At 64.9% G+C, this 24,191-nt stretch carries 18 protein-coding genes and 1 tRNA gene; 9 read left to right on the forward strand and 10 right to left on the reverse strand.

What is annotated here, in order from left to right:
- Position 1: 1 nt before the first annotated feature.
- The 4 genes from KTR9_RS15095 to KTR9_RS15110 form a co-directional block, all read right to left on the reverse strand.
- Entirely contained in the window at positions 2-916 is a 915-nt protein-coding gene (locus tag KTR9_RS15095) for an ABC transporter substrate-binding protein (protein WP_044506813.1), read from the reverse strand.
- Positions 917-1,212: 296 nt separating this feature from the next.
- The gene (locus tag KTR9_RS15100) at positions 1,213-2,298 is read right to left on the reverse strand and encodes an isocitrate/isopropylmalate dehydrogenase family protein (protein WP_014927085.1); all 1,086 of its coding nucleotides are present in this window, start codon (positions 2,296-2,298) and stop codon (positions 1,213-1,215) included.
- Positions 2,298-5,078: a DNA polymerase I gene (gene polA / locus KTR9_RS15105; RefSeq protein ID WP_014927086.1), complete on the reverse strand. Its 2,781-nt coding sequence runs from the start codon at positions 5,076-5,078 to the stop codon at positions 2,298-2,300. Before polA ends, KTR9_RS15100 begins: the two co-directional genes overlap by 1 nt.
- A gap of 31 nt (positions 5,079-5,109) precedes the next feature.
- Positions 5,110-5,679, reverse strand: a complete 570-nt coding sequence (locus tag KTR9_RS15110; RefSeq protein WP_010842418.1) for a GNAT family N-acetyltransferase — start codon at positions 5,677-5,679, stop codon at positions 5,110-5,112.
- 266 nt (positions 5,680-5,945) lie between these two features.
- On the opposite strand from KTR9_RS15110, the gene KTR9_RS15115 reads away from it, so the two are divergent.
- From KTR9_RS15115 to KTR9_RS15130, 4 genes are read left to right on the forward strand one after another with little or no spacing between them, the layout of a single operon-like run.
- A complete protein-coding gene (locus tag KTR9_RS15115) occupies positions 5,946-7,199 on the forward strand; it encodes a branched-chain amino acid ABC transporter permease (RefSeq protein WP_010842417.1) in 1,254 nt (417 codons plus the stop codon).
- Between the two features lie 3 nt (positions 7,200-7,202).
- On the forward strand, positions 7,203-8,192 hold the full coding sequence (locus tag KTR9_RS15120) for a branched-chain amino acid ABC transporter permease (protein WP_010842416.1): 990 nt from the start codon (positions 7,203-7,205) through the stop codon (positions 8,190-8,192).
- On the forward strand, positions 8,185-9,351 hold the full coding sequence (locus KTR9_RS15125; protein ID WP_014927087.1) for an ABC transporter ATP-binding protein: 1,167 nt from the start codon (positions 8,185-8,187) through the stop codon (positions 9,349-9,351). The genes KTR9_RS15120 and KTR9_RS15125 overlap by 8 nt, the downstream gene beginning before the upstream one ends.
- Entirely contained in the window at positions 9,348-10,160 is an 813-nt protein-coding gene (locus tag KTR9_RS15130; RefSeq protein ID WP_010842414.1) for an ABC transporter ATP-binding protein, read from the forward strand. The genes KTR9_RS15125 and KTR9_RS15130 overlap by 4 nt, the downstream gene beginning before the upstream one ends.
- Positions 10,161-10,291: 131 nt before the next feature.
- On the opposite strand, the gene KTR9_RS15135 is transcribed toward KTR9_RS15130, so the two are convergent.
- Positions 10,292-11,656 (reverse strand): ABC transporter substrate-binding protein, encoded by a 1,365-nt coding sequence (locus tag KTR9_RS15135; protein ID WP_014927088.1) that lies wholly within the window; start codon positions 11,654-11,656, stop codon positions 10,292-10,294.
- Positions 11,657-11,850: 194 nt separating this feature from the next.
- Positions 11,851-12,474, reverse strand: a complete 624-nt coding sequence (locus KTR9_RS15140) for an ANTAR domain-containing response regulator (RefSeq protein ID WP_014927089.1) — start codon at positions 12,472-12,474, stop codon at positions 11,851-11,853.
- Between the two features lie 113 nt (positions 12,475-12,587).
- On the opposite strand from KTR9_RS15140, the gene KTR9_RS15145 reads away from it, so the two are divergent.
- Positions 12,588-12,664 (forward strand) — tRNA-Leu (locus KTR9_RS15145).
- Positions 12,665-13,424: 760 nt separating this feature from the next.
- Here the strand turns inward: KTR9_RS15145 and KTR9_RS15155 are convergent.
- From KTR9_RS15155 to KTR9_RS15170, 4 genes are all read right to left on the reverse strand, one after another.
- The gene (locus tag KTR9_RS15155) at positions 13,425-14,651 is read right to left on the reverse strand and encodes a CaiB/BaiF CoA transferase family protein (protein WP_014927090.1); all 1,227 of its coding nucleotides are present in this window, start codon (positions 14,649-14,651) and stop codon (positions 13,425-13,427) included.
- 101 nt (positions 14,652-14,752) lie between these two features.
- Entirely contained in the window at positions 14,753-15,679 is a 927-nt protein-coding gene (locus tag KTR9_RS15160) for a DUF7065 domain-containing protein (RefSeq protein WP_014927091.1), read from the reverse strand.
- Positions 15,680-15,714: 35 nt separating this feature from the next.
- The gene (locus KTR9_RS15165) at positions 15,715-15,930 is read right to left on the reverse strand and encodes a hypothetical protein (RefSeq protein WP_044506818.1); all 216 of its coding nucleotides are present in this window, start codon (positions 15,928-15,930) and stop codon (positions 15,715-15,717) included.
- Positions 15,931-15,932: 2 nt separating this feature from the next.
- Complete coding sequence (locus tag KTR9_RS15170; protein ID WP_014927092.1) at positions 15,933-17,093, reverse strand: amidohydrolase family protein; 1,161 nt, start codon at positions 17,091-17,093, stop codon at positions 15,933-15,935.
- Between the two features lie 187 nt (positions 17,094-17,280).
- Between KTR9_RS15170 and KTR9_RS15175 the strand changes: the two genes are divergently transcribed.
- The 4 genes from KTR9_RS15175 to KTR9_RS15190 all read left to right on the forward strand — a co-directional run bounded on the left by KTR9_RS15175 (position 17,281) and on the right by KTR9_RS15190 (position 24,166).
- Complete coding sequence (locus tag KTR9_RS15175; RefSeq protein ID WP_014927093.1) at positions 17,281-18,954, forward strand: thiolase C-terminal domain-containing protein; 1,674 nt, start codon at positions 17,281-17,283, stop codon at positions 18,952-18,954.
- 356 nt (positions 18,955-19,310) lie between these two features.
- Entirely contained in the window at positions 19,311-20,552 is a 1,242-nt protein-coding gene (locus tag KTR9_RS15180; protein ID WP_014927094.1) for an ABC transporter substrate-binding protein, read from the forward strand.
- Between the two features lie 45 nt (positions 20,553-20,597).
- Positions 20,598-23,426 carry a branched-chain amino acid ABC transporter permease/ATP-binding protein gene (locus KTR9_RS15185; protein WP_014927095.1) on the forward strand — a complete coding sequence of 943 codons (2,829 nt, stop codon included), beginning with the start codon at positions 20,598-20,600 and terminating at the stop codon, positions 23,424-23,426.
- Positions 23,423-24,166 carry an ABC transporter ATP-binding protein gene (locus tag KTR9_RS15190; protein ID WP_014927096.1) on the forward strand — a complete coding sequence of 248 codons (744 nt, stop codon included), beginning with the start codon at positions 23,423-23,425 and terminating at the stop codon, positions 24,164-24,166. Before KTR9_RS15185 ends, KTR9_RS15190 begins: the two co-directional genes overlap by 4 nt.
- The last annotated feature ends 25 nt before the right edge of the window (positions 24,167-24,191 follow it).

The raw sequence follows: 24,191 nt of genomic DNA on the forward strand, positions 1-24,191 counted from the left end.
CTCAGCTCACCGCCCCGTTGATGACGGAGACATCGATCATCCCCTCCTCGAGACCCCAATTGGCCGCGATCTGTTCGTACTGTCCGTTGTCGATGAGGTATTGCACTGCGCGCTGCATCGCGACCGCGAGCGGCGAGCCCTTCCGTATGGCCCAACCGTATGGGGCGGAATCGAAGATCCCACCGGCCGGTTTCAGCCGGCCGTTCGTGCGCTTGATGGCATAGGCGGTGACCGGCGAGTCGGCGGACATCGCGGCCACGCGTCCCAGGATCAGCGCGTTGACCGCCTCGTCCTGGCTGTCGAACCTGACCTTGTCGATCGCGGGCTTTCCGGCCGCGACGCAGGCCTCGCTCTTCGCGGGGATCTCGTCGGTGTCCTCGTACGTGGTGGTCTGGACCGCCACCCGGAGACCGCACGCGTTGTCGGGATCGATGACGTCGTCGTTGTCGGTCGCCTGCGCCCACTGCACGCCGGCGCTGTAGTAGGTCACGAAGTCGACCTGCTTCTCGCGTTCGAGGGTGTCGGTGAACGAGGACATGCCGACCTGGTAGGTGCCGGCCTGGATCGACGGGATGATCGTGTCGAACTGGGACTCCTTGTATTCGGGTACGAGTCCGAGCACCTTGCCGACGGCGTTCATCAGGTCGACGTCGTAGCCCACGATCTTCCCGGACGCGTCCTTGTACTCGTTCGGCTGGTACGGGATGTTGACCCCGACGATCAGCCGTCCGGTGCGAGCGATCTCCGGTGGGACGAGGGCGGCGATCGCCGGCACCTTCGCCACGTCGACGTCGATCGGGGCGACCTGGTTCGCGCGTTCACGGGCTTCGTTGTCCACACAACCCGTCACGACGACCAGGACGGCGAGCAGGACGCCGAGCCAGCGAGCAACCCGCGTCACACCACTTCCCTCCATCCGGCCGAGCGCACCAACTCACTGTAGTTCGCCTCCTGCACCCCGGCTCGCCACCCGCGATTCACGCGTGTTCCGGCCCTTCGAGGCTCGCTCCGCTCGCACCTCAGGGAGCAGAGGGTCACGCCTCCGCTCGCACCTCAGTATCTGCGGCCTGGCGGCCGTCGTGGACTACGAAAGCCCCCTCGCTCCCTGAGGAGCGAGCTTGCGAGCGTCACGAAGGGTTTCGCAGCCTCGGTCGCCAGACCCTTCGTGACGCGCCCTCCGCAAGCTCCGGGCGCACCTCACGCAGCAGAGGGTCACGCCTCCGCGATCCGCCGGACCACCGCGTCCCCGAACTCCGCGGTCCCCGCGCCACCACCGAGATCGCGGGTTGCGGTGTGCGCAAGTGTGTCGGCGACCGCGGCGTCGATCCGGGCGCCGGCCGCGACGAGTGCCGCGTCGTCCGTCATCAGGCCGTAACGCCGGAATCCCATTGCCACCGAGACGATCATCGCGACCGGATTCGCGATGCCGCGTCCGGCGATGTCGGGCGCCGCCCCGTGTGTCGCCTGCGCCATCACCCGGGACTCCGAGCTGTTGACCGAACCCGCGATGCCCAGCGAGCCGGCCAATTCGCCGGCGAGATCGGACAGGACGTCGCCGAAGAGGTTCTCGGTGACGAGGACGTCGAAGTCGGCGGGGCGCCGGACGAGCAGGGCCGCCATCGCGTCGACGTGTTGCTCGGACACCTCCACCTCGGGGAACTCGGCGGCGACGTCGCGGCACGCATCCCGGAACAGGCCGGTGGTCATACGCAGGACGTTGGCCTTGTGCACGATCGTCAGCCGCGGTTGCCGGTCGGTACCCGCGCGCTCGATCGCGGCGGCGCACGCGACCCGCGCGATTCTCTCCGAGGCCGCGCGGGTGATCAGCCCGACCGCGAGCGCCACGTCCGGGTTCGGCATGAACTCGCCGCTGCCGGCCGCCATGTTGCGATCGGCGTAGAAGCCTTCGGTGTTCTCCCGCACGATCAGCACGTCGATGTCGGGCCGGAGCGCCGGTACGCCCATAAAACCGCGTGCCGGACGGAGATTTGCAAACAGCTCGTAGCGGGTACGGAGCGTGGCACCCGGTGTCCGATCGCCGTGGCCGGGCGGGTACGCGGCCGAGTCGTGGGGTCCCACGATCCAGAATCCGAGCTCGTCGAGGGCCGACAGAGTCTGCGCGGGTACCGGGTCGCCGTGCGAGGCGATGGCCGACGACCCGAAAGGCAGCTCCTGCCAGTCGATCTCGATCGACTCCCGTCCGGCGGCAGCATCCGCGATCGCGACTGCCACGGGTACGATCTCCGGTCCGATCCCGTCGCCGGTGAGGACGCCGAACCTCCTGTCGCGCAGGCCCATCAGTGCGCTGCGTCGTCCCAAGACCGACCGAAACCGACCGACACCTCCAGCGGCACCGACAGGGTGATGGCATTGCCCATCTCCTCGCGCACCACCGCTTCGACGGATTCCCGCTCGCCGGCGGCGACCTCGATCACGAGTTCGTCGTGGACCTGGAGAAGCGTCCGCGACGTGAGACCTTCGGCCGCAAGACGCTTGTGCACGTTGATCATCGCGACCTTGATGATGTCCGCCGCGGTGCCCTGGATGGGCGCATTGAGCGCCATTCGCTCCGCGGACTGCCGACGCTGCCAGTTGTCGCTGTTCAGGTCGGGCAGGTAGCGACGCCTGCCGAACAGCGTCGCGGTGTACTCGTTGCGACGGGCCTCGGCGACCACGTCGTGCAGATAGTCGCGCACCCCGCCGAATCGCGCGAAGTACGCCTCCATCTGCTCCTTGGCCTCATCACGACTGATCTTGAGCTGGGCCGCGAGCCCGAAGGCGCTGAGGCCGTAGGCGAGCCCGTAGGACATGGCCTTCACTCGGTGACGCATCTCGGTGGTGACCTCGTCGATCGGCACACCGAAGGCGCGTGACCCGACGAAGTTGTGGAGGTCCTCACCGGTGTTGAACGCCTCGATCAGGCCGGCATCCTCCGACAGGTGCGCCATGATCCGCATCTCGATCTGGCTGTAGTCGGCGGTCATCAGGCAGTCGTAGGGCACGCCGGTCGCGGTGTCGGCGCCGACGACGAAGCCGCGGCGGATCTCCCGGCCCGCCTCCGTGCGCACCGGGATGTTCTGCAGATTCGGTTCGGTGGACGACAGGCGTCCGGTGGCGGCGATCGTCTGGTTGAACGTCGTGTGGATACGCCCGTCGTCGGCGACCGACTTCAGGAGGCCGTCGACGGTGACCTTCAGCCGCGTCGCATCGCGGTGCTCCAGAAGGTGCGCGAGGAACGGGTGCTCGGTCTTCTCGTAGAGAGACTGCAGCGCGTCGGCGTCGGTGGTGTAACCGGTCTTGGTCTTCTTCGTCTTCGGCATGTCGAGCTTGTCGAAGAGGACGGTCTGCAACTGCTTGGGGGAACCGAGGTTGATCTGTTCTCCGATGACCTCGTACGCCGCCTCGGCCGCGGCGCGGATCCGGTCGGCGAACATCCGCTCGAGAGCACCGAAGTGGTCAACGTCGACCGCGATCCCGGCAGCCTCGGCGTCGGCCAGCACGAAGGACAGCGGCAATTCCATCTCGGTCAGCAGGGGCTTGGAGTCGATCCGGTCGAGTTCGGTGTCGAGCGTGTCGGCGAGTTCCTGGACCGCTCGCGCCTCCAGCATGTGCTGCTCGGCGACGCGACCGTCGGAGTCGTCGTCGAGCAGCGACATCTGGCCGTCGCCCGGACCGCCGTCGGCCCGGAGTTCACGACGCAGGTATCGCAGCGCGAGATCGTCGAGGTTGAAGGTTCGCTGTCCGGGCCGCACGAGGTAGGCCGCGAGCGAGGTGTCGCTGGTGACGCCGTCGAGCTTCCAGCCGCGCGAGCGGAGCGCGTGGACGGCCCACTTCGCCTCGTGGACCGCCTTCGACGCGGACGGGTCGGCGAACCAGTCCCCCAGTGCCGCCTCGTCTTCCGGGTTCAGCGCGGTCACGTCGACATACGCCGACGTCCCGTCTGCGGCCGCGATCGCCACGCCCGTCGGGTCCGACCCCACGACGACGTGCGGCGCGGTGATGGCCAGACCGACGCGGCCGGTGCGGGCGTGCTCGGTGAGCCAGCCGGCGACCTCGCCCGCACCCAGGACCGCTCCGTCGAGATCGAACCCTGCTTCGGCCTCTGGCTCAACGGAACTCAGCGTCGAGAAGAGACGATCCCGCAAGACCCGGAACTCCAGGTCGTCGAAGAGCTGGTGGATGCGATCGCGGTCCCACCCGACCATGGCCAGGTCGTCGGGCGACGCCGGCAGCTGCATGTCCCGGACGAGCTCGGTCAGCTGGCGGTTGGTCTGCACCGACGCCAGACGCGCGCGCAACGCGTCGCCCACCTTGCCCTTGACCTCGTCGACATGATCGACGAGCGCGGCGAGCGATCCGTACTCACGGATCCACTTGGAGGCGGTCTTCTCCCCGACGCCGGGTATGCCCGGCAGGTTGTCGCTGGGGTCGCCGCGCAGCGCGGCGTAGTCGGGGTACTGGGCGGGGGTGAGACCGTATTTCTTCTCGACCTCCTCGGGCGTGAACCGGGTGAGGTCGGAGACTCCCTTGCGTGGATAGAGCACGGTGGTCGAGGAGTCGACGAGTTGCAGCGAGTCGCGGTCGCCGGTGACGATCAGGACCTTGTACCCGTCCTCACGAGCCCGGGTCGCGAGGGTCGCGATGATGTCGTCGGCCTCGTATCCCTCGATGGCCAGCACCGAGACCCCCAGCGCATCGAGAACCTCCTTGGTGAGATCCACCTGTCCGTTGAACTCGTCGGGCGACTTGGATCGCTGCGCCTTGTACTCGGGATACATCTCCGACCGGAAGGTCTTCCGGGAGACGTCGAAGGCGGCGGCGATGTGGGTCGGTTCCTCGTCGCGCAGCAGGTTGATCAGCATCGAGGTGAAGCCGTAGACGGCGTTGGTCGTCTGGCCGGAATGCGTCTTGAAGTTCTCCGCCGGCAGCGCGAAGAACGCCCGATAGGCCAGCGAGTGCCCGTCGAGCAGCATCAACACCGGCTGCCTGGTCTTGCCCTTGGCGCCGGCGGCCGCCTTGCCCGTCGTTCCGGTTGCCGTGGCGGGGGTCGTTGCCGGGGAACTCTGCGCTGGACTCACCTCGCAAAGTCTAGTGATGACTCCCGACAGCTCACACCGGCCGGTACATGGCCCACACCTTCGGACCGTCCATCGGCAACTCGAACTCCTCGGTCACCTCGAAGCCGAATCGCTCGTAGAGCGGGACATTGCGGACGTTCGAGCACTCGAGGTAGGACGGACCGTCGATCTGGTCGAGCCGGTGGCGCAAGAGGGTGGTGCCGACACCCACGCCGTGGACCGGGGCGCCGATCTGCCCGAGATACCAGTGGGGTTCCTTGGGCCTGCGCTTGCCGAACTCCGCCTCGAGTTTGGCACCGCGGCTCATCCGGGAACCCATCGCCCGGAAGAAGCCCCACATCGACAGGGTCTGCGCCTTCGCCGACACCTTGTGTCCGGGCGGATCCCACGCGGCGGCACCGACCGGTTGTCCGTCGCGCATCGCGAGGTCCAGCGTCGCGTTCGGCCCGTGGCTGTACTTCAACAGCGTGCGGAACATGACGAGGTGCCGCGACGTGTCCGGTTGCATCCACACCGTCACCGGGTCGTCGGCGAATGCCTGCGCGAGCAACCTGCTGGCGAGTTCGAGGTCTGTCGTGGTCGAGACGGTGACCGGGATCATACGGTCACCTTACGGTCCGAATCGAGCCTGCGGCAGCGCATTGCGATGGAACCAGCGACGGCCCCGTCGCCGCGACAGAAGTTACCTCCGGGAAACGTCGTTGTCGTCACGCGGTGACGATGCTGGCGCTAATGTCCCGCAGGATGACATCGCAACGCGCCGGCACCTGTACGCAGACGCCGCCCCGAAGCGCTCTCGATGATCGCTCAGATGTCGAGAGCCAACGGCCTGTCCCCCGATCCCCGAGGCGACTCACCGCCATCGCCATGCTGCTTCTCGTCGCGGCGTCGATACTGTGCGGCCTTTTCGGTACGGCCACCGCCTCGGCCGCCCCCGGCGACGAGGTCCGCGTCTTCGGCGTGCTGCGCAACGGCACCGAGAAGGTCGAAGGCGTCGACCTCGAGGCCAAGGACGCCTCGGGGGCCGTCGTCGGCACCGCGACCTCGTCGGCCACCGGTGCGTGGTCGATCAACGTGCCGCCCGGCCAGTACACGATCGTCATCGACACCGACTCACTCCCCGACGGCGTCGAGGTCCAGAAATCGGAGCTACCCGTCGACGTCAGCGGGGGCACGCCACGGCCGGTCATCTTCTCCTTCGGCGACGTGCGGACCGGCACCGAGGTGTCGGCGATCTCCGAACTGACGCGGCTGGCCATCGACGGGATCCGGTTCGGCCTGATCATCGCCATCACCGGCGTGGGACTCAGCCTCATCTTCGGCACGACGGGACTGACGAACTTCGCCCACGGCGAGCTGGTCACCCTCGGCGCGGTGATCGCGTGGGTCATCAACGTCAAGCTCGGTGTACAGCTGATCCCCGCGACGATCCTGGCGGTGATCGTCGGCGTCGGCATCGGGATCCTCAACGAACTCGGCCTGTGGAGACCGCTGCGAAGACGACGAACCGGGCTGATCGCCATGCTCGTCGTGTCGATCGGCCTGTCGCTCGTACTGCGCTACCTGATCCTGATCTTCTTCTCCGATCGGGCCGAACCGTTCAACGACTATCAGGCGCAGACCCAGATCGGCTCCGGCCCGTTCGCGATCACACCTGTGAACCTGGCGTGCATCCTCATCAGCATCGTGGTCCTGCTCGGGGTCGCCGTGCTGTTGCAGCGCACCAGGATCGGTAAGGCGATGCGCGCGGTGGCCGACAACAAGGACCTCGCCGAATCGTCGGGAATCGACGTCGACCGGGTCATCCTGTTCGTCTGGGCACTGGCGGGTGGTCTGGCGACACTCGGCGGCGTGATGTTCGCGCTCTCCGAACTCGGCGGCCGGGTCCAGTGGGAGATGGGATTCAAACTCCTCCTGTTGATGTTCGCCGGCATCACGCTCGGCGGGCTCGGCACGGCCTACGGCGCACTGCTCGGATGTCTCATCGTCGGCCTGCTGGTCCAGTTGTCGACCTACATCCTCAGTCCCGACCTGAAGTACATCGGAGGACTGCTGATCCTGATCATCATCCTGACCATCCGGCCCCAGGGCATTCTCGGATCTCGAGCGAGGATCGGCTGACCCATGGACATCATCTCAGCGCTCCAGATCGCGATCGCGCAGCTGATCGGCCCGTCGGCGATCTTCTACGCCCTGCTGGCCATCGGCCTGAACCTGCACTTCGGCTACGCCGGACTGCTCAACTTCGGCCAGATCGCCTTCGCATTGCTCGGCGGATACGGCGTCGGCATCATGGCCGTGAACTACGACCAGCCGTTGTGGCTCGGCGCGATCATCGGCATCGCCGCCGCCGGGATGCTCGCGGTCGTGCTGGGCCTGCCGACCCTGCGCCTGCGTGCGGACTATCTGGCGATCGTCACCATCGCGGCGTCGGAGATCCTGCGGCTGGTCTTCCGTTCGACCTCGACCGACGACTTCACCCACTCCACCAACGGCATCTACGCCTACGCGGGCAGCTTCTTCTCCATCAGCCCGTTCGACAACGGCAAGCAGTATTCGTTCTTCGGGGTCAAGTTCCTCGGCGGCGATCTGTGGTCGATGGTGGTCGGCTGGATCGTCGTCGGCCTGCTGTGCCTGATGGTGTACCTGCTCGTCCGCAGTCCCTGGGGCCGGGTGCTCAAAGCGGTCCGCGAAGACGAGGACGCCGCACGATCGCTGGGTAAGAACGCCTACTTCTTCAAGATGCAGGCCCTGGTGCTCGGCGGTTGTATCGGCGGCCTGGCGGGTGTCTTCAACGCCTTCGCCACCCAGTCGATCAACCCCGACTTCTACTCGACCGCGCAGACGTTCTTCGCCTACGGCGCCTTGATCCTCGGCGGAGCGGCGACGGTGTTCGGCCCGGTGCTCGGCGCCATGCTGTTCTGGTTCCTGCTCGCCGTTCCCGACGCACTGCTGCGGCAGGCCACATCCGGCGACGACCCGCTGCTGAATCTGTCGGCGCAACAGGTCGGTGCATTCCGCTACGTACTGCTCGGTCTGGCGATCATTCTGATGATGGTGTTCAGACCACAGGGACTGCTCGGGAACAAGAGGGAGGTGCAGCTCGATGCCTGACGACACCACACCGCGTCCCGGCCGCCATACCGCCCCCGGCAGCGAACCGGCCCCCTCTGCTGGCCGAGCAGCGTCGTCCGAGCGTAGCGAGGCCGCCGCGTCCGTCGAGGTCACTGGCCGAGACCACGAAGCCGCTCCCGTCCGGGCGACACGCCGCGACCTCACCACGCTCTCCGCGTCGGAGCGGTCGCAGCTGTTCGCCGGTGTCACACCCGAACCCGGCTCGTCCAAACCCGATCCGATCATCGTGGTGGACAACATCTCCCGGACCTTCGGTGGCATCAAGGCGGTGCAGGTCGATCATCTCGAGGTACAGCGCGGCGCCATCACCGGCCTCATCGGACCCAACGGCGCGGGCAAGACCACCTTCTTCAACCTGATCACCGGATTCGACAAGCCCGACTCGGGCACTTGGTCGCTGAACGGGGACTCCCTCGGCCGGATGGTTCCCCACCAGGTGGCCCGCCGCGGGATGGTGCGTACCTTCCAGCTCACCAAGGCGCTCGCGAAACTCACCGTCCTCGACAACGTCCGGCTCGGCGCCACCGGACAGCGAGGCGAGCACTTCCTCGCCGCTCTCGCGCCCTGGGCATGGCGCAAGCAGGAAGCCGAGGTCACCGACCGCGCCCACGAACTGCTCCGGCGCTTCAAGCTCGAGGCCAAGGCCGACGACTTCGCCGGTTCACTGTCGGGCGGCCAGCGGAAGCTCCTGGAGATGGCACGCGCACTGATGACCGACCCCGAGATCGTGATGCTCGACGAGCCGATGGCCGGCGTCAACCCGGCGCTCACCCAGAGCCTGCTCGAGCACATCAAATCCCTGCGCGACGAGGGGGTCACGGTCGTCTTCGTCGAACACGACATGGACGTCATCCGCGACATCAGCGACTGGGTGGTGGTGATGGCCCAGGGCCAGGTCATCGCCGAGTCGCTCCCGGATCGACTGGGCGACAACGAGGCCGTCGTCGATGCGTACCTCGGCGGCCACCACGATCAGGCACTCGAGTTCGACGATCAGGGGCGTCCGGTCGGTGCGACCGCGGTGCTCGCGGAGAAGGTCGAGGCCGCCATCGAGGCCACACTCGAAGAAGGCGGGGATCTCTCGGAGGTCTCCGAGTTGCCACCGTCGGCGCCCGATACGAAGAAGGACGGACGATGAGCACCGAACCCGGGTCCGGGCAGTTGACGCCGGCGCAACTCGCGGCCACCGCCGAGGAACACCGCAAACTCGCCGGCGACGCACTGCTGCGCGCCGACGACATCACCGCCGGTTACCTTCCCGGCATCAACATCCTCGAGGAGTGCAACTTCTATCTCGGGGACGGCGAGATCGTCGGGATCATCGGCCCCAACGGCGCCGGCAAGTCGACTCTGCTGAAGACACTGTTCGGGCTGATCCCCGTCCGCGAGGGCTCGGTCACACTCCGCGGCGACGACATCACCTCGGCGAAGGCGCACGTCCTCGTCGACAAGGGTGTCGGCTACGTTCCGCAGACGCAGAACGTCTTCCCCGCGTTGACCATCGAAGAGAATCTCGAGATGGGCGTCTATCTGCGGCCCAAGACCTTCGCCACCAGGTTCGAGTTCGTGTCGGAGCTCTTCCCGCTTCTGTCCGAACGCCGGAAGGTCAAGGCGGGCGCGCTGTCGGGCGGCGAACGGCAGATGGTCGCGATGGGACGCGCCCTGATGATGGACCCCGCGGTGCTGCTGCTCGACGAGCCGTCCGCGGGCCTGTCCCCCATGTTCCAGGACGAGGTGTTCATCCGCTGCAAGGCGATCAACGCCACCGGCGTCTCGATCATCATGGTCGAGCAGAACGCCCGCCGGTGCCTACAGATCTGCGACCGCGGGTACGTGCTCGACCAGGGCCGCAACGCCTACACCGACACCGGCCGCAACCTCGCCAACGATCCGAAGATCATCGAGCTCTACCTCGGGACCCTCGCGGGCAGCTCGGAGAAGAAGTGAGCCCCACACCCGTTCCGTAGACGTTCCCGCCGACGCGGTGAGCGACAACGGAATACGTGAACGAGTGCCCCAAAGTACCACTCACATGACGAGACCCCCGGCCGGAGCCGGGGGTCTCGTTGTGTGTGGGTTTACTGCGCTGCGACCGAGACGTACTTGCGCGTCGGGGTGAGCAGTGCGTTCTTGTCGTCGAACTCGAGCACACCGTACGAGCCGACACTCGGCTCGCCGGCGGCGTTGAAGGCCAGGTTGCCGGTCTTGCCGACGTAGGCGATCGTCTTGCCGCCGTTCAGCAGCTCCAGGCAGGCCTGGTACGAGTCGCAGTTCTCATCGCCGTTGGTCACGCCGATGATGTTGGCCGCGATCGTCCGACCGTCGGTCGACTTGGCGGCCGTGGCCGCGAGTGCGCTCAGTACGGCAGCGTCGTAGCTCTCACCGGCGTAGTTGAAGTCGATGAGTTCGCTGTCGAGCTCCTTCAGAGCCGCCTGGAAGTCACCGCTGGTCTGAGTGAGCGGCGTGGTGCCCTTCATGCCGGCGAGGAGACCCGGGCCGACCGACTCGCCGAGCGCGTTGCCCATGTTGCCGTCGACGCCGTACACGAGCTTGCCGTCGCTGGGACCGATGCCGACCTCGTGCATACGCGTGATGATCTTGGCGCTCTCCTCGAAACCGATGATCGCGATGCCGTCCGGGTTGAAGTTCTTCACCTGGTCGACCTCGGCGTTGAACGACTGGGCGTTCGGATCGTAGATGATCTTCTGGATCTGGTCCGCCGGGACGCCCGCGGCCTCGAGATCGCGAACCGTGTTGTCGGCCAGTCCCGTTCCGTACGGATCGTTGAGGGCGAGGATCGACACACGCTGCACGCCGTCCTCGGCCATCGTCTGCGAGAGTGCCTGCGCCTGCAGGACATCCGCCGGCGCGGTGCGGAAGTACTGACCTTTGTCCTGGTAGCAGGTGAACTCGTCGGAGGTGTTCGCGGGCGAGAACATGACCGCGCCCGCGTTGGCGACCTTGTCGATGACCTTCAGCGACACCGACGACGAGGCCGCGCCGATGATGACCTGTGTGCCGGCGCTGAGTTCGCGGTCGACGGTTGCGTTCGCCGTGTCGGTGGTGGTGTCGCCGGAGTCACCGGTGACGAGTTCGACGGGCTTGTCCAACACACCGCCCGCTGCGTTGATGTCCTTCACCGCGAGCTCCACACCCGCCTCCATGGGCGGCCCGAGGAAGGCGAGCGATCCGGTCGCCGGGAGCAGGGTGCCGATCTTCAGCGCTTCGGTACTGGCCGGGCCGGGGGTGGCCTTCGGCGGGTTGCACGCCAGTTTCTGGGCGAGGCCGAGGCCCGGAGGGGCCGGAGTGGACTCGACGGCGGCGCTCGACGACGCCTCGGAACCTCCCTCGGAACCCGAGTCGGAACTGCTGCAGCCGGCGACCACGAGTGCTGCCGCGGCGGTCATGACCACTGCCCCGCTCCTGATAAAGCGTAAGGACATCGATGCTCTCCTTGCGTCTGGCCTGCGCGTTCGGCGTTCGGCCTGTGCGTTCGGCGTTCGTCACGAAGGCGGCACCTCGGAGTACAACGGACCGCGCCTCGCTGGAGAAAAGCTAGCGCGATCTTGTTGCGGCTGCGTAAAGACAGTGAAACTGACTTGCGCACACGGTCATTGCGCCTGGGAGGCGCTCGGGATCAGTCGGTCCCGAGGGTCTCCACCACAACCTGCGCAACGGCTTTCATGGTGGTCCTGCGATCCATGGCCGCACGCTGGATCCATTTGAACGCTTCGGGCTCGGAGAGGGCCTGCTTCTCCATCAGGAGGCCCTTCGCCCGCTCGACGAGTTTTCGGGTCTCCAACCGCTCGTTCATGGTCGCGACTTCGCGCTCGAGCTGCTTGAGCTCCTGATAACGGCTCACCGCCACCTCTATGGCCGGAACCAGATCGGCCTTGGTGAAAGGTTTGACCAGGTAGGCCATGGCGCCGGCATCGCGCGCCTTGTCGATGAAGTCCCGCTGGCTGAACGCCGTCAGCATGACAACGGGCGCGAGGCGCTTCTCGGCGATCTCGGTCGCGGCGTCGATACCGTCACGCACCGGCATCTTGATGTCCATGATCACGAGGTCGGGCGACAGCGATTCGGTCAGTTCCACGGCGACCTTCCCGTTCGGCGCTTCACCGACGACGTCGTACCCCTCCTCGCGGAGCATTTCGATCAGATCCATCCGGATCAACGAATCGTCCTCGGCCACCAGAACTCGGTGGGTTGTCGTGGTCTCACCGGCTGCAGTCGTCGCACTGTCGGTCACCGTCACCATCCCCTCCTCCACGTCGCTCACGCCACGTCTGTGTGCCCGCAGAGTACCGGTTGGCAGGCCGCTCGGCCGATCATCTAGAGTTGGTTCCCGGCGCGGGGCAACCCCGTCCACTGGCCCCCGTAGCCCAATTGGCAGAGGCAACGGATTCAAAACCCGTCCAGTGTCAGTTCGAGTCTGACCGGGGGCACCAGACTTGCCTGCTCATCGGTGATTTTCGTGTCTACAAACTGTCATGCAGACATCAACGCGTGGCAGTTGCATGACTTTGAGGTGTCCCCACCTAGGGCTTACACAATGCATGGAGCTGAAAATTCGAGCTCCGCCCCGCTGTAACAGGTGTTACACCGAGCAGACCCTGAAGTGCTGATTGTTGGCTGCCGAGCTGGCCAGAAGTGGGAGACGGCCGACCTTTCCGCGCCGTATTTCACCGGGCAGAGCTACAAAGTCCTGCTCGCCGATGGAGGCGTCCCAGTCGCCAACATCACCTTCGAGCCGAGCTGCCGCAACGCACCAGGACGGGGTAATCTCGTCCTCCATGTGGGGGGAGTAACCACGGGCGGCGGGGATGTTCTCAAGGTTTGACGACATCGATGCCGCGCTCGCGACAGGAGAACATTTCGCCGAACTCGTTCGCGGGTCGACAATCCGGAGACGCGCCTCGCGGACACGCCCGGATGGACACGGGTCGCCTGCTTCTACATCCGTGACCGCTTCCTGACCGGCGTGGTCGGTGCGGGCGAGGCGCGCGCCGTCATGAAATACTTCGCCCCGGCGGCAGACACGCACATCCATCGCGGATCTGCTGTAGACACTGCAATCGAATTTCCGACTGCCGGGCGGTAGACGGACACAGTAAGAAATCCCTGGGTGCTTGTCCCGGATCTCATTTGATCCGTTCCACAGTCCCAGGGGTTCTCGATTCGTCCACTTCGCCTTCGCCAATCAGTGGCCTAGGTGATCGCTCCGGCAATCTTGAGACCGATGAGACCCTCGTCGTCGAACCCGAGTTCACGACATATGTCGTCGGTGTGTTCGGCAAACTGTGGGGCACGGGTGAGCTCGACCGGTGCTCGATCGAACTTAACGGGATTCGCGACCAGTTTCTGCTGCCGGCCATCGGCGTCGGTCAGCTCGACAATCCTGCCGTTGGCTTCGAGCGCCTCATCATGACCTAGATCCCAGGCGTCCTGCACGGGTGCCCACTGGCCGGTCATGCCTTTGAATGCCGACTTCCACTCCTCGAGCGTGCGGCTCGCGATCGTTTTCGCGATCTCGAGCTTGATCTCTTCGTGAGCCGCGACGACCTTGTCCATGGTGTCGAACCTGGGTTCGCCGACGAGATCGGAACGGTCGAGCACTCCGAAGAACTCGTCCCAGTACTTGGTCGGCTGCAGCATCGACAGCTGAATCCAGCGTTCATCCGATGTTTTGTAGTTACCGGTGAGCGGGTTTCCGGGAGCGGCGGTCGTGCGCTCGACCTTGGGCAGCGGGCCGCCCGTGGCCAGCGCGAGATTGACGCTGAACTGCGTCGCCCAGGCACCAACGGCCAACAGCGAGACATCGATCTCGGTGGTCTGTCCGGTCCTCTCGCGCCCGAACAGCGCAGCCGCGATCCCGCCCGCGATCGTCATACCGCCGATGTTGTCCCCGTATGCTCCGGCCGGCATCTGCGACACCGACGTGGCGCCGGGGCCGGTGGTGCCATCAGCACTACCCGCCCGTGCCCAGAACGCAGTCGCGTCGTATGCCCCGTTCTCCGAATCGGGGCCCTCGGTGCCGAAACCGCTACCCGTCACGAAGATGATGTCCGGATTGATCGCGCGGATGTCTTCGAGTGTCAGGCCCAGTTTGCGTCGTGCAGCTGGTAGGTAGTTGGTCAAGAAAACGTCACTCCGCTTGACCAACTCCTCGAGCACGGGCCGCGCTTCCGGTTTGTCGAGCGCGATACCGATACTCCGCTTACCCCGGTTCGGCCCCTCCATGATCGGCGCGAACGACGATCCGACACCGGCGTCCAGCCCCAGGACGCGGACGAGTCCACGCTGGGCATCCCCGGTCTCGGCATGTTCGACCTTGATGATGTCGGCACCCCAATCCGCGAGGATCGCACCGGCCGCCGGCACAAAGGTGAACTGGGCCACTTCCAGTATTCGGACGCCCTCCATCGGACGATGCATGTTCTCCCCTTTCTAGGGATGTAGTCGTCACCGCAGATCTGAACGGTGCAAGCAGGACTACGGCCACGGCTGCCCACACCGCGGGCCGCTTGCGACACGAATCAGGCTCTTTGCCGCGCCGATCGGAATTGTTTCATTGCCCACACGTCCTGATCCTCACCGAAGACGGTCTCACCGCCCACATCGAAAGCGAGCAAAGTGTTCACGCAGACATTGGTGGCACCGGGCAAGACGAATCTGCTCCGAGCCGTCCCGGCAGCAGTCCACTCGTTCCCGTGTTCATCGACGACCGAGATGTCGAGGGTTTCAACCCACGCATTTTTGGGGTCCCTGCCCACAATCCGGTGGCCGCCGACGATCCTGGACACGTCCTCGCCGCGACGGATGTATCCGGAGTGGATGTCATCAGACGTCGCCGTCGGCGCCGAGAAGGTAAGCATGCTGAGGTCCTGGCTCGCGAGCCAGGTGTAACCCACTCGCTGATATCCGCGTTCGTGACGCGGACCCCATGATCGGTCGCGCATCGCATAGCAGTCGACCTCGATGCGTTCCCCGTCCAACACAAGGTGACCGACGACGTGCCCGGTCTGATCATAATGTGACGCCACCGGGTACGGCGGTGCTCCCTTCCGAAGGGGAACAGGCGCCTCGAGCCCGGTGAAACGGAGTTCCAGGGAGATCCGATCACGGTCTTCATAGTGCAGGTCATAGACCATCCCCGGCTCGACAGTGTCGATCCGGGCACCAGTCGGGCTCCGTAACGTCTGTCCGTCGATCGTAGGCATCTTCAATGCTGTGAAGTTCTCGTAGAAGGGAATGTCCCACGGCAGAGTCGCTGATCGGTCCCACATCCACAGACCGCCGGCTGTCGCACCCACATTCTGTCTGATGCTCGTGTAGATCCAGGCTCCGATGTCCCGTTCAGGGACGAAGAACGAGAACCAGAAGGTCTCGGTCTCATAGAAGCTGTCGCCGACTGGATGTAGCTCGTCGTCGATCGCCGTGAACTGTGCTTCTGTCGAGGTCATCGTTTCCTCCGGGTCGTGCACCTGGCTGAGTCGACTCACTTGGACCGCCGTGCCCGCGCACTTTCCTGTGCACTCCTCATCGCGGCGATGCGGCGTCGAACCGGAGCCGCCTCGGCTTCGCCCAGGGACGCAAGTGTGGTTTCTTCCTGCTCGATCTCCTTCTCGAGCAACGACTCCGCGAGTTCGTTGGTCAGGAGATCTTGGTCAGTCCAATCGGACAGGGGGATCTGTTCGATCTGTTCCTCCGCCATGATCAGACTGTCGGCTCGGTGCGGGGGAAGTTCATCAGTTTCCGGCTGTTCAGCTCGACAATCTTGTGGACCTCGTCGTCCGGGACGTCGATCATCAAGTCGTGCACCACTTTTCGCGAATTCGGCCAGTTGGAGTCCGAGTGCGGGTAGTCGCTCTCCCAGGTGATGTTGTCGATGCCCACCAGGTTCCTGTTCACCAGTCCGTGCTCGTCGTCGATGAAGCAACCGAACAGGTGCTTGGCGAACAAATCCGACGGCTTCACCGTCTGGTTGATGTTCTGGTAGAAGCGGTGCTTGTTCCAGGTCTGGTCCATGCGCTCGAGCATGTAGGGAACCCAACCGATGCCGCCCTCGGAGAGCATGACTTTCAGGTCTGGGTGGTTGTGGAACACGGGCGAGAACAGCAGGTCGGCAGTGGCGTACATCGAGTTGCAGCCGAACAGCGCGATCATCACGGCCATCGGCGCCTCTGGTGCGGTGATCGGCGCTTTGCCAGAAGTCCCGAAGTGTACGGACAGCGGCTGCCCGGTCTCCGTCGCGGCCCGGAACACCGGATCCCAGTGATCGGTGTGGAACGACGGGAGTCCCAGCGGCACAGGGTTCTCGACGAAAGAGATTACGCGCGAGCCCTTTGCCGCGGTCCGGTGGATCTCCTTGACCGACTCCTCCACGGACCAGAGCGGAAGAATGATCATCGGGATCAGGCGGTCGGGTGCGGTAGCGCACCACTCATCGAGGACGTAGTCGTTCCATGCCTTGACACAAAGGAGTGCCAGCTCGGGATCTTCGCCCTCGAGGAAGACGGTGCCGGCGAAGCGGGGGAACGACGGGAACGACACGCCTGCGTGGACCCCATCGATGTCCATGTCGATGATCCGGGCTGCGGGGTCGTAACAGCCCGGCAGCATGTCCTCGTACCGGGTCGGTTCCGCACCGAACTCCTCCGGTTTCTTACCGGCAACCGCGTTGAGTCCGATGTACGGATAGATGCGTCCCTCGTAGTTCCACACTTCCGCCAGACGGTCGTTGGGGCCCATCTTCATCTCGACGATCCTGGGTCCGGCTTCGAGGAATTTGCGAGGTAGACGGTCTGCCCACAGCTTGGGGTGCTCGATCAGATGATCATCAGTCGAGATCAGTTGCATGTAATCCTGCAGTGGCATGACGTCCTCCAAGTGACATAGATAACTTAGTCGACTATCACTATGGCAGATGGAATGATCTGTGTCACTATCGTGAAGGCCGCGAGCGTCTCTGTGCGCCGTCGCCTCTGAACTTCGCGAATCAGAATGATAGTCATATATGTCTCAAGTGGATTCGGCTATCAGTCGAACCTGGAGGAGCGCCGCCGTGGACAACAACGAACCGAGCAGGGCCGAATCGAGCAGGCCCCTCCCGCAGCCGACGCTGTCCAGCGCGCAGTTCTGGGCGTCGGGCGCCGACGAGGTACTTCGTGTCGCCAAGTGTGAGGACTGCGGTGCATGGAGTCATCCGATGCCGACCATGTGCCGGGTCTGCCGGAGCCGGGATCTGCGGATGACTCAGACCTCCGGCAGAGGAACGGTGGTCGGGTTCACGGTGAACTCGCAGCAGTGGCTACCGGACCTTCCGCCCCCTTACGTGGTTGCGATTGTCGCCCTCGCAGAGGACGACGGCGCTCGCCTGACCACGAACATTGTCAACTGCGACCCCGGTGACGTCCGCGTGGGCCTGCGGGTGCGCGTTCTCTTCGAGCGGGCGATCGACGGCATCTGGCTCCCGCTTTTCGAACCAGACCCTGAGTTTCCGGATGTCGACGGCCCCCTGCCTGAACCGGTGGACTACTCGGGACTGGTGCGTCCGATGGCGTCGTCGACGAAGTTCGAGGACCGTGTCGCGATCACCGGCGTCGGCCAGTCGAAGGTGGGTCGACGTTTGATGGTCGACCCACTGTCGCTGACCGTCGACGCGTGCCTGCAGGCAGTGGCTGACGCCGGACTCGAATTGGAAGACATCGACGGACTGTCCACGTATCCGGGCGCGCACCAAGGTGGCATCTCCGAGGGCGGGATCATGCCGGTGGAGCAAGCACTGAACCTCCGCCCCACGTGGATCAACGGCGGGGGTGACACCCCCGGACAGAACGGGTCGATCGTGGCCGCGATGCTTGCCGTCGCCTCCGGTCTGTGCCGACACGTCCTGTGCTTCCGCACCGTCTGGGAGTCGACCCATTCAACGCTGGTCCGTGCGGGCACATGGCATGAAGGCGGCGGCAGGGCCACCGGAATGACGGAGTTCCGGGCTCCGTTCGGAGCGATGTCCGCCGCGAACTGGATCGCGATGCAGGCGTCGCACTACTTCCACCGATACGGCACCGACAGGGAGACCCTGGGCGCGATTGCCGTGAACGCCCGGACGAACGCCGTCGCCAACCCTGAAGCCGTGTATCGCGACCCGATCACCATGGACGACTATCTCGGCGCGCGCATGGTGTCATCTCCGTTCGGTCTCTACGACTGCGATGTTCCGGTCGACGGTGCAGTGGCCGTGATCGTCTCGGCGAAGGAGACAGTGGCCGATCTCGATTGTGTCCCGGTTTTCATCGAAGCCGTGGGCACGCAGATCCTCGAACCGCTCTCTTGGGATCAGGGAACTCTCACGCACATGCCGCAATCACTCGGACCGGCAGCGCACCTGTGGAGTCGGACCCACCTACGACCGGCGGATGTCGATGTTGCGGAGCTGTACGACGGCTTCACCTTCAACGCGTTGTCGTGGCTGGAGGGTCTCGGGTTCTGCGAGATCGGTGGCGCCCAAGAGTTCATCGATGGCGGTCGCGGTATCTCGATCGACGGTCGGCTTCCCGTCAACACGCACGGCGGACAGTTGTCCGCGGGACGCACTCACGGCTACGGATTCTTCCGCGAGGCGGTCCTGCAATTGCGTGGCGAGGCACCGGGCCGCCAGGTCCCGAACGCCAAAGTCGCTGTCGTCACAGCCGGCGGCGGGGTGCCTGCGGGCGCGGTGCTGCTCCGCAACGAATGAGATCGGTGCGCCGTCCGCACTGACGCGGGCGGTCCACCGCTCCCGCCCTGGTTCGCCCTCTCGCGGCCCTTCGCACTCGTTTGTCGCCGTTCGTATCGAGTTTCCTCTTGTGGCGGCGCCCGTGAGAAGCGTCGCGACGTGGTCCTCCGCTCGGGCTTCGCCAACCGCGGGTCGACAGTCTTCTGGATCACAGTAGATCTTCCTAGTGACATAGATCATTCCTTGCCTTATAGTTGCGAGGCTACCTAGTTATCTAGGTGACCGAAGAAGGCGGCTGGAGACCGATGCCATGGCGCGCAAGTTCTATCGCGCGATGACCTCCAGCCGACTCCTATACCTACCGAGAAGGACTCCCGATGAAAACGTTCAGAGGCTCGCGCTCTGCCCCAGTCGTCGCGGCCGCAGCCGCGGCCGTCGCGCTGACCGGATTGGCAGCGTGCAGCAACGACGACAGCGCCGACTCCTCATCCTCGGCCAGCGTCGCAGCCCCCGAGGGCTCGTTTCCCGGCAAGGCCGCTGCCGGCGATCCGGTGAAAATCGGTCTGATCAACAACGAAGGCGGGCAGGCAATCTCGCAGCCCGAGAACCGAGAGGCTGCCGAGGCAGTCGTCAAGTACGCCAATGAGAACCTGGGGGGCATCGGGGGCCGTCCGATCGAACTGGTCACCTGTAAGAACACCGAGGACCCGAACTCCGCACGCGACTGCGCCAATCAGATGGTCGAGGCAAACGTTTCTGCGGTCCTGGTCACGAGCACCGGATCGGGCGATTCGATGGCGCCGATCATCACCGGCGCGGGGATTCCGTATGTCTCCGCGGCAGGTCAGGCACCCTCTGAGCTCACCAGCGACAACGCCTACATGTGGACGGGCGGGCTGCCGGGCACGCTCCAGTCGATGGCCACCTACGCCGGCGAGAAGAACATGAAGAAGGTGACCGCCTACACCATCGACGTGCCGGCGGCAATCAGCGGGCTGGAGTCAGTGGGTACACCGTCGTTCAAGGCCAAGGGAGTCGACCTCAAGATCGTCCCCATTCCGCCGGGCACGCCCGACGCGACTCCTCAGGTCAGCGCCGGGCTCGGGGACAACCCGGAAGGTGTGATCGTCATCGGCGAGTCGAACCTGTGCACCGCCGCCTTCAAGGCACTCGGCACGCTGGGCACCACGGCCGATCGCATGTCCATTCAGCCGTGTGCGGCGCCCTCGGTTGTACAGGCCGTCGGCTCGTCACTCGACGGTGTCCACGTCTTCTCCCCCGCGGACATCGTGTCCGACGACCCGGAGACCGTTCTCTACAAGAGCGTGATGGACAAGTACTCTCCTGACACCGACACCACCGGCTACGCCGTCATCGGCTACCAGGGCATGCTGGGTTTGGTCCGTGCTGCACAGTCGGTGCAGGGCAGCGACACATCACCCGCCACGATCAGCAAGGCGATTGCATCGGCAAGGGACGTCGTTCTTCCTGCGGGACACGGGATCACGTTCACCTGCGACGGCACTGCCGCACCCGGGATGAAGTCGGTCTGCAGCACCGGCTCGATCGTTTCCACCTTCGAGGACGGCGAGCTGACCGATCCTCAGCTCGTCCAGTAGTTCCAAGTTCTCCTTAACGCCCGGAATCGTTCGAGAGGCTTTCTGATGACCCAAGATCTCCAGTTCCTGTTTTTGGGACTCGGCAACGGCGCCGTATATGCGGCGCTGGCCCTTGCCTTGGTCATGACCTATCGGAGTTCGGGCGTGGTGAATTTCGCAACCGGTGCCATCGCGCTCTACGTTGCGTACACGTACGCCTACCTCCGGGAGGGTGCGCTGCTCATCCCGATCCCGGGTCTGCCGAAAACCCTGGATCTCGGTGGGCCGCTGGGGCTTTTACCGGCTATGGGGATCGCACTGATCATCGCCGGCGTCCTGGGCATCCTGATGTATTTCGCGGTATTCAGGTTGCTCAGGACGGCCCCGGCAACAGCAAAGGCCGTTGCCTCGATCGCCCTGATGCTCGCCGTCCAAGCTCTGCTGGCGGCCAGGGTCGGCACCACCCCGGTGTCGGTGGACGCCATCCTGCCCACTGAGATCTGGACCTTTGGTTCCATTCGGGTCCCCTCGGATCGGGTCTGGTTCGCACTGATCATCGTCATGCTCACCGTCCTGCTGATCCTGGCCTTCCGACTGACCCGGTTCGGGTTGGCTACCCGTGCCGCCGCCGAGTCCGAGAAGGGCGCGATCGTCACAGGTCTGTCGCCGGAACGGATCGCCTACGCCAACTGGACACTGTCCACCATGATCGCCGGTCTCTCGGGCATCCTGATCGCACCCATCGTCCCGCTGATCCCGATCTCGTACACGCTCTTCATCGTTCCTGCTCTCGCCGCCGCGCTGGTCGGCAACTTCAGTTCGATCGGACCCGCAGTGGCGGCCGGCCTCGCCATCGGTGTGCTGCAGTCGGAGATGACCCATCTACAGTCCACCGTCAGCTGGCTACCGCAGGCCGGCATGGCCGAGATCATCCCCCTGATCCTGATCCTCGTCTTCCTGGTGTTCCGCGGAAAACCGCTGCCCTCGCGCGGCGCGATCGTGCAGAACACGCTCGGAACCGCTACCCGACCCCGGAATGTGCTGGTTCCGACCCTCGTCGCGAGTGTCCTCGCGCTCGGCCTCCTGATCCTCACGGACGGCAGCTACCGCGGTGCGGTCATCGTCAGCATCACCCTCGCGATCGTTGCCCTCTCACAGGTCGTGGTGACCGGGTTCGCCGGCCAGATCTCGCTGGCGCAGCTCACACTGGCCGGTGTTTCCGCGTTCATGCTCAGCCGTTTCACAACCGACTGGGGCATCCCGTTCCCCCTTGCACCGATCCTCGCCGCTCTGGTGGCCACCGTTGTCGGCCTCGTGGTCGGTTTGCCTGCCCTGCGGATTCGAGGGCTTCCGGTAGCTGTGGTGACCTTGAGCCTCGCGGTGTTCCTCGAGATGTTCTGGTTCCGCAACAACAAGTTCAACGGAGGCAGCGACGGGGCAAAGGTCGAAGACCCGTCACTGTTCGGATTCGACCTCGGAATCGGTTCGGGCGATTCGTATCCGAGGATCTCATTCGGCATCCTGTGCCTGATTGTCTTGGTGATCACCGCGCTGGCAACCGTCAAACTGCGGACCAGTCGCCTGGGCGCCTCCATGCTTGCCGTCAGGGCCAATGAACGCTCTGCGGCCGCCTCCGGAATCAACGTGTCGCGGACCAAGATGATCGCGTTCGGCGTCGGCGCCTTCATCGCCGGTATCGGCGGGTCGCTCATGGCCTACCAACAGACGCTGGCAGTGCCTGAATCCTTCTCCGCCATGGGGGGAATCGCGATGTTCGCAGTCGTGTACCTCGCTGGTGTGACGTGTGTGTCGGGCGGATTGCTCGCCGGTGTCATGGGAGCCGGAGGAATTCTGTTCATCTTCCTCGACCGAGTCGCCAACGTGGGTGCTTACTACTCGGTCGTGACCGGAATCCTGCTCGTGGTCACCGTCATCTTCAATCCGGAGGGAATCATCTCCGAGATCCAGAAGAACGTCACCTGGGTACGAACGAAACTGACGAAGGCGCCGCAGCGCGACGCGGTGGCCGATCTCGACATCACCGGCGGGAACATCAAGCCCTATGCCGGGCCTGAACGGCCCATCGGTGACGTGCTGTTGTCCGCTGAGGGTGTGAGCGTCCAATACGGGGGTGTCGTCGCGCTCGACGATGTGTCCTTCGATGTTCGTGATGGCGAGATCATCGGTCTCATCGGACCCAACGGCGCCGGTAAAACCACATTCATCGATGCCCTCAGCGGATTCGCCGATGCCACCGGCTCCGTCACCCTCCTGGCCGAGAAACTCGACGCTCTGCCACCGTATCGACGCAGCCGAGAAGGGCTCGCCCGCACCTTCCAGGGCATCGAATTGTACGACGATCTCTCCGTCCGCGAGAACGTCTCCGTGGGCACCACCGCTTCGCAGCACCGGGGACCCGATCGTCCGCCGCTCGACGACGCCGGTCTCGACGACCTCTACGAGGTACTCCATCTCAGTACCGTGATCGATCGTCCGGTGCGGGAACTCTCGCAGGGACAACGGCAATTGGTCTCTGTCGCAAGAGCACTCGCCGGCAGACCGCGCGTGGTTCTGCTCGACGAACCGGCCGCCGGACTCGACAGTACCGAGAGCATGTGGTTGGGCGACCGGCTCCGCGCAATCCGTGACGCGGGGCTCACCATCGTGATGGTCGATCACGACATGGAGCTGGTGCTCGACGTCTGCGATCGCATCGTGGTCCTCGACCTCGGCAGGGTCATCGCCATCGGTACCCCCGAACAGGTCCGCAACGATCGTGCGGTCACCAAGGCATATCTCGGTGCCACCCACAGTGGCGACGTCCCACCCGTCAGCGGTTTTGCACCTCACGACGAGCGCCGCATGACGACCACCGGACAGGAGCTGAAAGCATGAGCTGTGTACTCGCATGTTCCGACCTCGACGCGGGCTACTCCGAAGGACGACCCTGTGTGCGCGGTTTCGACCTCGAACTGCACGAGGGTGAGGTCCTCGCACTGCTCGGCCCCAACGGCGCCGGGAAGACCACGATCCTGATGACGCTGGCCGGACTGCTGCCCGGTCTGGCGGGGACCGTCCGCATCGGTGGACGCGGGGTCAAACCGGGTCACGCACGCAGTGCCTCCAAGGCCGGCCTCGTCCTGGTCCCGGACGACCGCGCCCTGTTCACCGGCCTCACCGTCGAGGACAATCTCAGACTCGCGGTCAGCTCACGCAGGTCGTGGGTTGCACAGCGCGACATCATCCTCGGACACTTTCCCCGGCTCGCCGAGCGTATGAAAGTGCCAGCAGGCGCCCTGTCCGGCGGCGAGCAGCAGATGCTGGCGATCGGACGTGCGCTTGTGCAACACCCGAAAGTGCTCCTCATCGACGAACTGAGCATGGGGCTGGCACCGGTCATCGTAGAACGATTGCTACCGATCGTCCGCACCGTCGCCGACACCACCGGAACCGCAGTCATACTCGTCGAGCAGCACGTCCAACTCGCCCTGGAAATAGCGGACACAGCCCTGGTACTCAGACACGGCAGCAACGTATTACAAGGCGATGCCGCTACACTCGCCGCCTCACCAGAACTCATCGAGAACGCCTACCTCGGGGCCCACGACACCGAGGACGCCGAAGTCGCGAAGTAGCCGACGGAATCGAAGATGCCCGGAT

The sequence above is a fragment of the Gordonia sp. KTR9 genome (assembly GCF_000143885.2).
Taxonomy (GTDB): Bacteria; Actinomycetota; Actinomycetes; order Mycobacteriales; family Mycobacteriaceae; genus Gordonia.

Excerpts from the sequence above, each read along its gene's own strand:
- KTR9_RS15125 (WP_014927087.1), top strand. The coding sequence starts at position 8,185 with ATGCCTGACGACACCACACCGCGTCCCGGCCGCCATACCGCCCCCGGC.
- KTR9_RS15160 (WP_014927091.1), bottom strand. The coding sequence starts at position 15,679 with ATGACCTCGACAGAAGCACAGTTCACGGCGATCGACGACGAGCTACAT.
- KTR9_RS15135 (WP_014927088.1), bottom strand. The coding sequence starts at position 11,656 with ATGTCCTTACGCTTTATCAGGAGCGGGGCAGTGGTCATGACCGCCGCG.
- KTR9_RS15155 (WP_014927090.1), bottom strand. The coding sequence starts at position 14,651 with ATGCATCGTCCGATGGAGGGCGTCCGAATACTGGAAGTGGCCCAGTTC.
- KTR9_RS15115 (WP_010842417.1), top strand. The coding sequence starts at position 5,946 with ATGCTGCTTCTCGTCGCGGCGTCGATACTGTGCGGCCTTTTCGGTACG.
- KTR9_RS15120 (WP_010842416.1), top strand. The coding sequence starts at position 7,203 with ATGGACATCATCTCAGCGCTCCAGATCGCGATCGCGCAGCTGATCGGC.
- KTR9_RS15095 (WP_044506813.1), bottom strand. The coding sequence starts at position 916 with ATGGAGGGAAGTGGTGTGACGCGGGTTGCTCGCTGGCTCGGCGTCCTG.
- KTR9_RS15180 (WP_014927094.1), top strand. The coding sequence starts at position 19,311 with ATGAAAACGTTCAGAGGCTCGCGCTCTGCCCCAGTCGTCGCGGCCGCA.
- KTR9_RS15110 (WP_010842418.1), bottom strand. The coding sequence starts at position 5,679 with ATGATCCCGGTCACCGTCTCGACCACGACAGACCTCGAACTCGCCAGC.
- KTR9_RS15185 (WP_014927095.1), top strand. The coding sequence starts at position 20,598 with ATGACCCAAGATCTCCAGTTCCTGTTTTTGGGACTCGGCAACGGCGCC.
- KTR9_RS15130 (WP_010842414.1), top strand. The coding sequence starts at position 9,348 with ATGAGCACCGAACCCGGGTCCGGGCAGTTGACGCCGGCGCAACTCGCG.
- KTR9_RS15190 (WP_014927096.1), top strand. The coding sequence starts at position 23,423 with ATGAGCTGTGTACTCGCATGTTCCGACCTCGACGCGGGCTACTCCGAA.
- KTR9_RS15100 (WP_014927085.1), bottom strand. The coding sequence starts at position 2,298 with ATGGGCCTGCGCGACAGGAGGTTCGGCGTCCTCACCGGCGACGGGATC.
- KTR9_RS15140 (WP_014927089.1), bottom strand. The coding sequence starts at position 12,474 with ATGGTGACGGTGACCGACAGTGCGACGACTGCAGCCGGTGAGACCACG.
- KTR9_RS15170 (WP_014927092.1), bottom strand. The coding sequence starts at position 17,093 with ATGCCACTGCAGGATTACATGCAACTGATCTCGACTGATGATCATCTG.
- KTR9_RS15165 (WP_044506818.1), bottom strand. The coding sequence starts at position 15,930 with ATGGCGGAGGAACAGATCGAACAGATCCCCCTGTCCGATTGGACTGAC.